Consider the following 13,186-nt stretch of genomic DNA (forward strand, 5'->3'; position numbering starts at 1 on the left):
TTCGTCGCCCGAGCCCTAGTCCAGACCCAGGAACTTCTCGAGGCCGATCGTCAGCCCAGGGTTCTCGGCGATCTTCTCCACGCCGATGACCACACCCGGTACGAAGGACTCGCGGTCGTAGGAGTCCTGGCGGATGGTCAGAGACTGCCCGCGGGTACCGAAAATGACCTCTTCGTGCGCCACCATGCCGGTCATGCGGACCGCGTGGACGGGCACCCCCTGGACGTCGCTGCCTCGTGCGCCGTCGAGGGACTGGGCGGTGGCGTCCGGCTGCTCCTCCAGCCCGGCCTCGCCGCGAGCTCGGGCGATCCCCTCGGCGGTGTGCACCGCGGTGCCGGAAGGAGCGTCAAGCTTATTCGGGTGGTGGAACTCGATGACCTCGGCGGATTCGAAGAATGGTGCGGCGATTTCGGCGAACTTCATCGTCAGCACCGCGGAGATGGCGAAGTTCGGGGCCACCAGCACACCGACCTTCGGGGCATCCTGCAGCAGGCTGCGGACCGTCTCATAGCGTTCCTCGGTCCAGCCGGTGGTACCGACGACCGCGTGGATGCCGTTGCGGATGCAGAACTCCACGTTGCCCATCACGGAGTCCGGCTGGGTGAAGTCCACGACCACGTCGGTCTTGGTGTCCACGAGCTCCTGGAGGTCATCGCCGTGGTCCAGGGCGGCGGAGAGTTCCAGGTTCGGGTTCTGCTCCACCTCGGCGACGATGGTGGTGCCGACGCGCCCCTTGGCGCCAAGTACTCCTACGCGGATCATAACCTTTCCTTCCTGCCGAAGCGTGCTTGGCAATAGTGTCTGTGAAGCCCCGACCGGTGGCCGGGCGTTGCTGATATCAAGACTAATAAGACGAAGCGGGCACCGCGTGATGTGGTGCCCGCTTCAAGCGTCTAAGCGCTTAATCCTCGTCGACCGGAACCAGGGAGATCTTGCCCCGGTTGTCGATATCGGCGATCTCGACCTGGATCTTGTCGCCGACGTTGAGCTCGTCCTCAACCTTCTCGATGCGACGGTCGCCGCCGATGTTCGAGATGTGCAGCAGGCCGTCGCGTCCCGGCAGCAGGGAGATGAAGGCACCGAAGGCGGTGGTCTTCACAACCGTGCCGAGGAAGCGGTCCCCGACCTTCGGCTGCTGCGGGTTGGCGATCGCGTTGATCTTTTCGATCGCAGCCTCGGCGGCCTCGCCACCCACGGCGGAGACGAACACGGTGCCGTCGTCCTCGATGGAGATGTTGGCGCCGGTCTCCTCCGTGATCTGGTTGATGGTCTTGCCCTTCGGCCCAATGACCTCACCGATCTTGTTCTGCGGGATGGAGATCTTCGTGATGCGTGGCGCCAGCTCGCTCATCTGGTCCGGCGTGTCGATGGCATCTTCCATCAGCTGCAGGATCTCGAGGCGGGCGCTGCGCGCCTGGCCGAGCGCGGAAGCTAGCACCTCGGAAGGTAGGCCGTCGAGCTTGGTGTCCAACTGCAGGGCGGTGACATACTCGGAGGTACCGGCGACCTTGAAGTCCATGTCGCCGAAGGCGTCCTCCGCACCGAGGATGTCGGTGAGGCTGACGAACTTCTCCTTGCCATCGACGAGGCCGGAGACCAGGCCCATCGCGATACCGGCCACCGGCGCCTTCAGCGGCACGCCGGCGTTGTACAGCGAGAGCGTGGACGCACACACGGAGCCCATGGAGGTCGAGCCGTTGGAGCCCAGAGCCTCGGAGACCTGGCGGATGGTGTACGGGAACTCCTCGCGGGACGGCAGCACCGGGGTCAGGGCGCGCTCCGCCAGGGCACCGTGGCCGATCTCGCGGCGCTTCGGGCTGCCCACGCGGCCGGTCTCGCCGGTGGAGTACGGCGGGAAGTTGTAGTGGTGGATGTAGCGCTTGGAAGTCTCCGGCCCCAGGGAGTCGATGGTCTGCTCCATCTTCAGGGTGTCCAGGGTGGTCACGCCGAGGATCTGGGTCTCGCCACGCTCGAAGAGGGCGGAGCCGTGGGCACGCGGCAGCAGCTGCACCACGATGCCCAAGTCGCGAATCGAGGTGTGGTCGCGGCCGTCGATGCGGAAGCCGTCCTCCAGGATGCGCTGGCGCACGATGGTGCGGGTCAGGTCATTGTGAGCCGCACGGATCTCAGATTCACGCTCCGGGAACTGCTCGATCAGCGCATCGACGGTCTCCTGCATGTTCTCTGCGAGGGACTCGTCGCGCTCCTGCTTATCGGCGATCGTCATGATCTGCGCGACGTCAGCATCGCACTCGGCCTCGACGGCAGAGTAGACATCCTCGTCGAACGGTGGGAAGAGCTCGAACTCGCGGGACTCGGTGTCCACCGCGTCACGCAGCGCGTCCTGAGCGGCGCAGAGGGTCGCGATGAACGGCTTAGCGGCCTCAATGCCCTCGGCCACCACTGCCTCGGTCGGCGCCGGAGCACCTTCGGCGATGCGCTCGACGACATTGTCGGTAGCCCCTGCCTCGACCATCATGACGGCGACATTCGGCTGGGACTTCTTACCCCGGCCGCCCTTCGCCGGTTCGGTCACGCGACCGGCGACGACCAGCTCGAAGACGGACTGGGACACCTGCTCGCGCGTCGGGAAGGCCACCCACTGCCCCTCCGGGTGCTCCTCATCGACGACCAGCGCCATGCGCACGCCACCGACAGAGCTGGACACCGGCAGGCCGGAGAGCTGGGTGGATGCGGACGCGCCGTTGATGGCGAGGACGTCGTACATCTCGTTCGGGTCGATGGACATCACGGTGATGACGACCTGCACCTCGTTGCGCAGCCCCTTGACGAAGGTCGGACGCAGCGGGCGGTCGATGAGGCGGGCAGCGAGGATGGCGTCCGTACCCGGGCGACCCTCGCGACGGAAGAAGCTGCCCGGGATGCGGCCAGCGGAGTACATGCGCTCCTCGACGTCCACGGTCAGCGGGAAGAAGTCGATGCCCTCGCGCGGGGAACGGGAGGCCGTCGTCGTCGACAGCAGCATCGTGTCCTCGTCCAGGTACGCGGTGACGGCGCCGTCCGCCTGTCGAGCCAGCAGGCCGGTCTCGAGGCGGAGGGTGCGGGAACCAAAGTCGCCGTTGTCGATGGTTGCGGTTGCTTCCCAGATCCCTGCGTCCGGGTCGACCATCTCAACGGAGACGTTCTTAGGAAGATTATTTTTCTTGGAGCTCATAGCGTGTGTGCCACGGCCTTTCATCACAAGTAGCGCCCGTTGCAGTCTTCAGATCATCGGTGCCGAAGGGGCGCTTAGAAGTCGGTCAATATTTCACCGACGAGCCTAGCACGCGCGCAGCAAAAACCCCGCCCGCGTGTGACACGCAGACGGGGTCGGAAAGCTACTGAGAGCCTCGGGGGCGGAAACCACCTCCGGATGCGATCGCTCTTAGCGACGCAGGCCCAGGCGCTCGATCAGGGAGCGGTAGCGCTCGATGTCGGTGGAAGCCAGGTACTTCAGCAGACCCTTGCGGCGACCGACCAGCAGCAGCAGACCACGACGGGAGTGGTGATCGTGCTTGTGGTCCTTCAGGTGCTCGGTGAGCTGGGAGATGCGGGCGCTCAGCAGAGCAACCTGCGCCTCCGGGGAACCGGTGTCGGTCTCGTGCAGGCCGAACTCCTTGAGAGTTGCTGCCTTCTCGTCCTTGGACAGTGCCATGGATAACTCCTTGTTATTTCAGTCCGCGCTAAAGATTCTTAAAGACTGCCCGAAGGCAGTCCGCGCGACTACCGCGAACCGCAGTCGCTGACCGAGTTACCCTAGCACAGCCTTGCGGGTAGCTGCCACATCGCGGTCAATGGCGGCGATGAGCTCGTCGAGGGAGTCGTACTTCTCTTGGCCACGGATTCGGGAGACGAAGCTGACGCGGACCTCGAAGTCGTAGAGATCGGCTTCGTGGTCGAGAACGAAGGATTCGACGCTGCGCGGCTCGTGGCCGAAGGTCGGGTTCGTGCCCACGGAGATCGCCGCGGGAAGCTTGGTCCCCACCGGCATGGTGCCCACCTTGTCGCTCAGCCCCTGGTGGGACAGCTCTGCTTGATTCGGCAGGATCTCCAGGTAACCGGCGTACACCCCATCGGAGGGCAGCGCGTAGATATCCGGGAAGTACAGGTTGGCGGTAGGAAAGCCCAGCGCCCGGCCGCCCCGGCCCGCGCCGTGGGTGACCACGCCCTCCACGGAAAACGGACGGCCCAACGCCTCCGTCGCGGACTCCATGTCCCCCTCGGCGATGCGCTGGCGGATCCAGGTGGAGCAGACCGTGTGGTCGTCCTCCGAAAGCAGCGGAACCACGTCTACCGTGAAGTCCCGGTGCTGGGAGACCTCACGGAGCGTGTCGGGGGTGCCGGAGGCCTTGTGGCCGAAGGTGAAGTTCTCCCCCACCACGACATGCTTGGCCCGCAGCGTGTCGAGCAGCGCCCGGTCGATGTATTCCTCTGGGGACCAGGAAGCGATTTCCGGGGTGAAGGCCTGGACGACGACGTGGTCGATTCCGAGGTCCATCGCCAGCTGGGCGCGCTCCTCCACCGTGCCCAGCAGCTTCGGAACGAATTCCGGCTGGAAGACCACGGTTGGGTGCGGGTCGAAGGTAAACATCACCGCGGGGACGCCGAGCTCCTTGGCCTTGGCCACGGCTCGGTTAATCAGCTCTTGGTGCCCGCGGTGCACGCCGTCGAACACGCCGATTGTCACGGCTGCGCCTTCGAGGTTGTGGGGAACACGATCAAGCCCGTACCAGATACTCACGTTGGGGATCTTAACCCATAGACTGGCGCCATGGCTCAAAAGCACTCCCCTTCCGAAAGCACCCAGGGTTCTGGCGACGAGGCGGCCCGCGCCACCGACCGGCCGTCGGGATCCCCTAGCCTGCTCGACCGTTCCGGTTTGATCATCCTCGATAAGCCCGCTGGGGCGAGCAGCCACGACATGGTCGCGAAAGTTCGCCGGGTCATGGGCACCAAGAAGGTCGGCCACTCCGGCACTCTGGATCCCATGGCCACCGGTGTGCTGGTGCTGGGCATCGAGCGGGGCACGAAATTCCTCGCCCACGTCGTCACGCACGACAAGCGTTACGAGGCAACGATGGCCTTCGGGGCTAGCACCGTCACCGACGACGTCGAAGGCGAGGTGCTGAAGACCGCGGACCCGACAAAGATCGATTCATTCACCGTCGAGGCAATGACCACACGGCTCGGCGAGATCTTCGCAGATTTCCAAGGGGAGATCATGCAGCGGCCGACCTCCGTGTCCTCCATCAAGATCAATGGACGCCGAGCCCACGAGCTGGTTCGGGAGGGCAAGGAGGTCGACATTCCTCCTCGCCCGATCACCATCCACTCGTTGAGCTTCTCCGATGTCCGTCGCGAAGAGACCGCCGAGGGACCTCGCTGGCTGGTCGATGTCAGCGTCCACTGCAGCTCCGGGACGTATATCCGCGCCATCGCCCGCGACGTCGGCGAGGCACTAGGGTTGGGCGGTTATCTCACCGCGCTGCGCCGCACCAGCGTGGGGCCGTTCGATATCGCTGAGGCCGTCACCCTCGAAGAACTTGCCGACACCCCGGAGCTGAGCTTGAGCCTCGATACTGCAATGCAGGTCTGCTTCCCCACCCGGCCGATCACCGAAGAGCAGGCAGCGAACCTAGCCCTGGGTAAGTGGCTGGAGCCAATCGGGTTGAAGGGGGTTCACGCTGCTGTGGATCCGCAGGGCCACGCGATCGCACTGATTAAGGAGAAGGGTCGGCGTGCGGCCAGCGAGTTCGTCGCCCGCCCCCACGGGTTGGTTTAGGCGCGCACGCCCGCCATCGTCAGCGCGTAGCCTTCAGCTGCTGACCACAGGCCCTCAATGGCGGGAACCGGAGCGTTCCCGACGAGCAACCGGGCCTTAAAGCTCCCGTCCTCGCGGAGTTCGATGCGTGCCTGGTCGAAGTCCAGGAACTGCTGGGTCAGCGGGTACCAGGCCTTGTACACCGCCTCCTTCGCGGAGAAGAGCACCACTCCCAGGGATCCCTGGCCACCGTGGCCGCGGCCCAGGCGGCGGGACAGTCGCCGCAGGCCTGCACGCTCCTCCGGGCTCGCGATCGTTGCGAACACTCCCTCCGGGAGCGGAGTGAGCGGCTCGGCGTCGATGCCTAAGGAACTCCAGCGGCTGGCGCGCCCCACCACGGCCGCCCGGTAGCCGGTGGTGTGCGTCATCGAGCCGACAACCGGGGCTGGAAACTCCGGCATCCCCCGGTGGCCACGAAGAATCGGTTGGTCCGGGATGAACTGCTCCATCGCGCGGTGGGCACACCACCGGGAGTCCCCGAATTCGGCCTTGCGACGGTCCACCGCGGTGGCGACGAGCTCCTGCTCCACGACGGGAAGACCGTGGTAGTTGCGCAGGTTTTCGGCCGAGGAGTGGTACTCGACGCACCGCACCCCGCTCAGCAGGCGCCCGGGTTGGAGCAGGGAGGGCACCCGCTGGAACTGGTGGTCGTAGGCCTGAATCGGCTCCGTCTGATGCGATGAGATCACAACGTCATTCCACATTGCCTACTTCCCTCCTCGCCTTTCCTCGAAACCAGCTTGTGGACCAGATGTGTGCGGGACGCGGATGACTGGATAGGGCCACAGGTCAAGCTTTTGCCGCGGGGGCAAGCTGCGCTTCCGTTCCCTCGGATAGCCCAGGGAAACTTCCACATGAGGCACACCATCAACTTCAACACCTAAAGGTATGTGAAGATGCCCGTGAATGACAGCTGCCGCGCGATAACGCCTACCCCACTGCTGGGTGTGCCGGGTGCCGGAGAACAGCCCGATCTCGGGGTATCGCACGCGCCGCAAGGATTCCTGCGCCAAGGGCCAGTGGTTCACGAGCACGGTGGGGCCAGTGACCTGCCCCAGGCGGCGCACCGAATAGGCCAGGCGCTCCCGGCACCACAGCGGGACATCCACGAAAGGCCGGATCATGTAGTAATCACTCAAGACCAGACCTTGCGCGTGCGCCTTGGCAATCGCTTCCTCCGGGGTGTCGATCAGATCGCGCCAGGAGTGATCGTAGAGAGTGAACAGGGGGACGATGGTGTGCCCAGCGAACTGTTGGTACGGATCCTCCGGAGTGTAGATCCCAATGCGCCGGCAACGACGGATGAGCTCCTCGTATTTCGCTTTTCCCACCGGCCCGTGCCCTGCACGGGCGTAGAGCTCATGGTTCCCGGGCGCGTAGATCACCTTGGCGAAGCGCTGCCGAAGCTCGGCCAGCACGTCGATCACCACGTCCAGGTCTTCGGCGATGTCGCCTGCCACGATCAGCCAGTCCTCGGGGTTGCGGGGCCGCACCAGGTCGACGACGAGATCGCGGTTGCCGCGCGCACCCACGTGCAGGTCGCTGACGGCCCACAGAGTCACCGCATCCCGGGTCTCTTCCTCCCCCGCACCGCCGGCGACGGCGGCGGTGTAGGCGAGCTGCGCTGCCAGCGAATCATCTGCGCCCTGCATGCCCACCACCTTCATCGTCCGTCGTTATCCGGCCCGCGACTTTATCGTCGTCCAGCCACGCTTAAATCATATTGCCGAGGAAAGTTCCTAGAAAACTCAACCCTACGTTGCCTCACCGTGGCTTCAAGAAAGAGCAAGGTCAGCCGCTTGGGCCTCTCTCCCCTCCCCTAGGCTGCCGTGGCGCCCTGGGTGCCTCGCTCCTCCCGCTGATCAGCGCTCACCGTCCAGGCGTCACCGCGGTAGCGCCACAGAACCGCGCCGAAACGGATCAGCATGAAAGCAGCCAACCCTGCCCATACCCCGATCAGGCCGACGTCGAAAGCGAGGCTCAGCCAGACCAGTGGAATGAAGCCAATGACAGCCGCCGCGATGCTGGCATTGCGCAGGAATGCCACGTCCGCGGCTCCCAGCAGCACCCCGTCCAGTGCGAAGACGGCTCCGCCGATCACGATGATGGAAACGAAGACCCACCACGGTCCACCGATCTGATCGAGCACGGGAGCGTCGGCCGTAAAGAGCTGGGGAACCGCCCGCGACCCCAGCCCGAAGAAGACCGCCAGCACCACCGAAGCCCCCAGCGAAAACTTCAACACCTGGCGTGCCACGGAGCGGGCCGCTCGCGCCGAACCAGCGCCCAAGGCGGCCCCCACCAAGGCTTGGGCAGCAATCGCGACGCTATCCAGCAGCAGAGACACGAGGTTCCACAGTTGCAGCAGAATCTGGTGAGCGGCCAGCGCCGGGGCTCCGATCCGCCCGGCCACCGCCGCTGCGGAAAGGAATGCCGCTTGGAAGGACAGAGACCGGGCGATGAGGTCACGCCCCATCGCCAGCTGCGTGCGGATCACCCTCCCGTTGGGGCGCATCGAGCGGTGATCCCCGAACTTGCGCCAGTGAAACACCAACGCCCCCAGGAAACACGCGGCGATGATCAGCTCACCGGCGACGTTCGCGATCGCGGATCCCACAAGCCCCCAGCGGCGTACGGCCAGTGGGACAGTCACAGCCATGGGGATGACCCCGGCCAGCGTGAAATAGAGCGGGAGCCGCGTGTTGGACAGTCCCCGCAGCCAGCCGTTACCCGCCATGATGAACAGCGCGGGAATCACCGACAGGCTGGTGACTTTAAGCCAGTTGGTGGCCTCGGCCGCCACCTCGGCGTCTCCGGATAAGGCAAGGGAAATGGTCGGGGAGAAAAAGAACAGGCCCACCGCGAGCACCGCCCCAACGCCGAGTGCGATCCAGGAGGCCTGAATGCCCTCGTAGACAGCATCGGTGGTGCGCCCTGCCCCGAAGTGCCGCGCGGCGCGGGCTGTGGTGCCGTAGGAAAGAAAGGTCAGCTGCGTGGTGACGGTGCTCAGCACCACCGCACCCGTCGCGAGTCCAGCCAGGGAGGTTGCCCCCAGGCGCCCGACGACGGCGGTGTCCAGCAGCAGGTACAGCGGGGTGGCTGCCAGCACGATGAGCGCCGGCCAGGCCAGCGCGAGGATCTTTCGGGTTCCGACGTCCTCGAACTCCCGCAGCGTTGTGGGCTCCTGCACCGTGGCTTTCCTTCAGATCCTCTTCTCGGCGAATTTTCTTCCGCGCGCACCCGGCACCCGGTCAGGGCGCTGGGGCTGCGCAGGCAGCGCTAGTTGCGCTCCTTATAAGGGTTAGCCTCGCCCGCCGGCTTGGCCTGGGCAGCCTGGGCACGCACGGCCTCGTCCTTCGCGCGAGCCTCGGCGAGCAGCTTCTCCATGTGAGCGGACGCCTCCGGGACGGTGTCGTGCACGAAGCTCAGGGTCGGCGTGAAGCGGACGCTGAGCTGGTCGCCCACGATCTTTCGGAGCTGCCCCTTGGCGCTCTCCAGCGCGGCGGCAGCCAGCGGAACATCCGGCTCCTCGTCGATGGATGCGCCACGGACGGTGTAGAACACGCTGGCGTCGTGCAGGTCGCCGGTCATCCGGGTGTCCGTGATGGTCACGTACTCCAGGCGCGGGTCCTTGATCTCCCGCTCGATGGCGACGGCGACGATCTGTTGGATGCGCTTGGCCATGCGCGCGGCGCGAGCATTATCAGCCATGATGTGGCACTCCTTTTCGGGCGGGGCCTTCACGGTCCCGCCGGGTAGTGATGTAAAAACGGCAAAAGCCGGGCGCTGCCCCGCCGCCCCCGTTTCCGGGATTGCGGCGGGCTAGCAATCGCCCAGCTTAGCTAACCGGTGTTGACCAGTTAGTCGCGAGGGACCTCGACCATCTCGTAGGCCTCGATCCGGTCGCCGACCTCGATGTTCGGGTAGGACAGCACCATACCGCACTCGTAACCGTGCGAGACCTCGGTGACGTCGTCCTTCTCCCGGCGCAGCGAGTCGATCGTCGCGTCCTCGGAGATGACCTTGCCATCGCGGACAAGGCGAACCTTGGCGTTGCGGCGAACCTTGCCGGTCTCCACCATGCAGCCTGCGATGAGGCCGACGGCGGAAGCCTTGAAGATCTGGCGGATCTCCGCGGTACCGATCTCCTTCTCCTCGTAGATCGGCTTGAGCATGCCCTTGAGGGCAGCCTCGATCTCCTCGATCGCCTTGTAGATGATCGAGTAGTAGCGGATGTCCACGCCTTCGGCGTTGGCCGCCTCGGTGGCCTTGCCCTCGGAGCGGACGTTGAAGCCGATGATCACAGCGTCGGAGGCCGCAGCCAGGTGGACGTTGGTCTCGGTGACAGCACCGACACCACGGTCGATGATGTTCAGCGCGACCTCGTCGTCGACCTCGATCTTCAGCAGGGCGTCCTCCAGTGCCTCGACGGTACCGGCGTTGTCGCCCTTGAGGATGAGGTTGAGCGTGCTCGTCTCCTTGAGCACCTCGTCCAGGTCCTCCAGGGACACGCGCTTGCGGGAACGGGCTGCCAGCGCGTTACGACGGCGGGCGTCGCGGCGGTCCGCGATCTGGCGGGCCGTGCGGTCCTCGTCAACAACGAGGAGGTTATCGCCGGCACCGGACACGCTCGTCAGGCCGAGAACCTGGACCGGGCGGGACGGGCCAGCCTCCTGGACGTCGTTGCCGTGCTCGTCGATCATGCGGCGGACGCGGCCGTAGGCATCGCCGACGACGATGGAGTCGCCGACGCGCAGGGTACCGCGCTGGACGATGATCGTCGCGACCGGGCCGCGGCCACGGTCGAGGTGCGCCTCGATGGCGACACCCTGGGCGTCCATGTCCGGGTTAGCGCGCAGATCCAGGGACGCGTCCGCGGTCAGCAGGACGGCCTCCAGCAGCTGGTCGATGTTCTGGCCCTGCTTCGCAGAGATGTCAACGAACATCGTCTCACCGCCGTACTCCTCCGGCACGAGGCCGTACTCGGTGAGCTGGCCACGGATCTTGTCCGGCTGTGCGGTCGGCTTATCGATCTTGTTCACCGCGACCACAACCGGGACGTCCGCAGCCTTGGCGTGGTTGATCGCCTCGACGGTCTGCGGCATCACGCCGTCGTCAGCAGCAACGACGAGGATCGCGATATCCGTGGACTTCGCACCACGAGCACGCATTGCCGTGAAGGCCTCGTGACCCGGGGTATCCAGGAAGGTGACCGGGCGCTCGACGCCCTCCATGTTCACGCTGACCTGGTAAGCACCGATGTGCTGGGTAATGCCACCGGCCTCGCCGGAGCCAACGTTCTCCTTACGGATGGTGTCCAGCAGGCGGGTCTTACCGTGGTCGACGTGACCCATGACGGTGACGACCGGCGGGCGCTGGGCGAGGTCTTCGTCGTCGCCCTCGTCCTCACCGAACTGCAGGTCGAAGGACTCGAGCAGCTCGCGGTCCTCGTCCTCTGGGGAAACGACCTCGACCTTGTAGTCCATCTCGTCGCCCAGCAGCTGCAGGGTCTCGTCGGAGACGGACTGGGTGGCGGTCACCATCTCACCGAGGTTGAACAGCGCCTGCACCAGTGCTGCTGCGTCAGCGTTGATCTTGTCCGCGAAGTCGGCCAGGGAGGCGCCGCGAGCGAGGCGAATCTTCTCACCGTTGCCGCTCGGCAGCTTAACGCCACCCACGACCTTCGGTGCCTGCATTGCCTCGTACTCATTGCGCTTCTGGCGCTTCGACTTGCGGCCACGGCGCGGTGGACCGCCCGGACGGCCGAATGCACCTGCGGTGCCGCCACGACGTCCGCCGCGACCGCCACGTGGTCCCGGACCACCTGGGCGGCCTGGACCGCCTGGGCGACCGCCACGGCCACGACCGCCGCCGAAACCGGCTCCGGACTTGGCGGGCATCTGACCCGGGCTCGGGGTGGCTGGCATCATCGCCGGGGATGGGCGACGGCCGCCGCCCTGGCGTGCTGCCCCCGGCTTCGCGGTGCCCTGGCCACGGCCCTGACCCTGGCCCGGGCGAGCGCCCGGGCGTGGTGCCTGGCCACGGCCGGCGCCGCCACGGGTGCCGCCTGGGCGAGGCATGTCGCCAGGGGTGGCTCCGCCACGCGGGCGCGGTGGGCGCTCGGTGGTGGAGGAGAACGGGTTATTAGCAACCCGCTGCGGGCGCGCGCCCGGCTTCGGACCCGGCTTCGGGCCCGGCTTGCCTGCGGCGCGAGCTGGCTTCTGTCCCGGCTTCGCAGCCGGCTTCGGTGCAGCCTGGCCCGGCTTTGGCGCAGCCTCAGCCGGGGTCGGGGTCGCCTTCGCGGCCGGTGCAGCCTTCGCTGCAGCAGCAGGGCTTGGCTTCGCGCTTGGCTTGGCTGCCGCGGTACCCGGCTTCGGTGCAGCCTTCGGCTTCGCCGCAGGCTTGGCACCCGGCTTCGGACCACGCTGGGTGCTGTCCGGAACACTGCCAGCCTGCGCCAGCGGGGACGGCGGCGTCGTCGGCTTGGACTCCTGCGCGACGCCGTAGAACTGCTTCATCTTCTTGACGACAGGGGGCTCCACGGTGGAGGAGGCTGTCTTAACGAATTCTCCCTGTTCCTTCAGGGTTGCAAGGAGTTCCTTGCTGGTCACACCGAGCTTCTTCGCAAGCTCGTGTACACGTAGCTTTCCGGCCACTACTCTCCTTCGATATCTCGGAGCCGGTGGCCTTATGCGGAAAGGCTACGTCCGGCTCCCTTTAACGTTTCTGGTTCATCGCTGATGCCGCTTCATCGTGCGCTCATCAGTTCAGAGTGCTTTCAAACATGTCGGGCTCCGTCAACTGATAAATCGTTAACTGTCCATGGAACGTTCAACGCGACGGGTCAATGTTCTTGAGATCCCTCGCGTCCCAGCACCGCCCATAACTCCTCGAAGTCCGGCGTCACTGAGCCCAATCGCAGGGCGCGGTGGAATCGCCGTTGTTCGATGGCCTTCTCGAGGGCCTCTGCGGTGGGGCTAAGCCACGCGCCGCGGCCCGGGAGCCGACCGTGAAGATCTGGCACGATGCGGGTTGTCCCGTCGTCGCTGTGCTGGGCTACACACCGGAGGAGCTCGGCGGTGGGCTTCACCTTTCGCGTGGCGATGCACGTGCGCAGCGCGACGTGCGCCGTGGTCTTCCGCGCGAGCGCCGGGTCCGCAGCCGATTCGGCGTGCGAGCCTTCGCGTTTCGCTCGGTCCTCCACAAGCTCACTTTCTCTCGAGCACAACAAATGCGTGGTCCAGCACGTTGACCAGCCCCCAGTCTACGTGAAAAGCCTGTTAGGGGTTAACCCACCCCCATTTCAGCGTTGTGACAGCTCCCTGCGCTGATCCCCGTTATCCCACCCCTCAATGACTCGTGGCC

At 65.7% G+C, this 13,186-nt stretch carries 11 protein-coding genes; 1 reads left to right on the forward strand and 10 read right to left on the reverse strand.

The features are described from left to right. Window positions 1–15 precede the first annotated feature (15 nt). The 4 genes from dapB to QP997_RS01270 form a co-directional block, all read right to left on the reverse strand. Window positions 16–762, reverse strand: a complete 747-nt coding sequence (gene dapB, locus QP997_RS01255; protein WP_070759037.1) for a 4-hydroxy-tetrahydrodipicolinate reductase — start codon at window positions 760–762, stop codon at window positions 16–18. A 139-nt stretch (window positions 763–901) separates the two neighbouring features. Beyond that, window positions 902–3,175 (reverse strand): polyribonucleotide nucleotidyltransferase, encoded by a 2,274-nt coding sequence (locus tag QP997_RS01260; RefSeq protein WP_187441024.1) that lies wholly within the window; start codon window positions 3,173–3,175, stop codon window positions 902–904. Between the two features lie 210 nt (window positions 3,176–3,385). After that, complete coding sequence (gene rpsO / locus QP997_RS01265) at window positions 3,386–3,655, reverse strand: 30S ribosomal protein S15 (RefSeq protein ID WP_070759039.1); 270 nt, start codon at window positions 3,653–3,655, stop codon at window positions 3,386–3,388. A gap of 96 nt (window positions 3,656–3,751) precedes the next feature. Beyond that, window positions 3,752–4,780 (reverse strand): bifunctional riboflavin kinase/FAD synthetase, encoded by a 1,029-nt coding sequence (locus tag QP997_RS01270; protein WP_148791875.1) that lies wholly within the window; start codon window positions 4,778–4,780, stop codon window positions 3,752–3,754. Here QP997_RS01270 and truB point away from each other — a divergent pair. Beyond that, a complete protein-coding gene (gene truB / locus QP997_RS01275; protein WP_070759041.1) occupies window positions 4,772–5,782 on the forward strand; it encodes a tRNA pseudouridine(55) synthase TruB in 1,011 nt (336 codons plus the stop codon). The genes QP997_RS01270 and truB overlap by 9 nt on opposite strands. On the opposite strand, the gene QP997_RS01280 is transcribed toward truB, so the two are convergent. From QP997_RS01280 to QP997_RS01305, 6 genes are all read right to left on the reverse strand, one after another. Beyond that, the gene (locus QP997_RS01280) at window positions 5,779–6,525 is read right to left on the reverse strand and encodes a 4'-phosphopantetheinyl transferase family protein (protein WP_070759042.1); all 747 of its coding nucleotides are present in this window, start codon (window positions 6,523–6,525) and stop codon (window positions 5,779–5,781) included. The two genes, truB and QP997_RS01280, sit on opposite strands and share 4 nt — an antisense overlap. Window positions 6,526–6,528: 3 nt before the next feature. Beyond that, window positions 6,529–7,473 (reverse strand): metallophosphoesterase family protein, encoded by a 945-nt coding sequence (locus QP997_RS01285; RefSeq protein ID WP_284845954.1) that lies wholly within the window; start codon window positions 7,471–7,473, stop codon window positions 6,529–6,531. A 167-nt stretch (window positions 7,474–7,640) separates the two neighbouring features. Beyond that, a complete protein-coding gene (locus tag QP997_RS01290) occupies window positions 7,641–9,011 on the reverse strand; it encodes an MATE family efflux transporter (RefSeq protein ID WP_015381565.1) in 1,371 nt (456 codons plus the stop codon). Between the two features lie 89 nt (window positions 9,012–9,100). Beyond that, on the reverse strand, window positions 9,101–9,532 hold the full coding sequence (gene rbfA / locus QP997_RS01295; RefSeq protein ID WP_012360101.1) for a 30S ribosome-binding factor RbfA: 432 nt from the start codon (window positions 9,530–9,532) through the stop codon (window positions 9,101–9,103). A gap of 149 nt (window positions 9,533–9,681) precedes the next feature. Further along, on the reverse strand, window positions 9,682–12,477 hold the full coding sequence (gene infB, locus QP997_RS01300; protein WP_284845955.1) for a translation initiation factor IF-2: 2,796 nt from the start codon (window positions 12,475–12,477) through the stop codon (window positions 9,682–9,684). Between the two features lie 188 nt (window positions 12,478–12,665). Next, window positions 12,666–13,025, reverse strand: coding sequence for a YlxR family protein (locus QP997_RS01305; protein ID WP_148811648.1), 360 nt, complete (start codon window positions 13,023–13,025; stop codon window positions 12,666–12,668). Window positions 13,026–13,186: the final 161 nt, after the last annotated feature.

Source organism: Corynebacterium sp. MSK039 (assembly GCF_030232315.1).
Taxonomy (GTDB): domain Bacteria; phylum Actinomycetota; class Actinomycetes; order Mycobacteriales; family Mycobacteriaceae; genus Corynebacterium.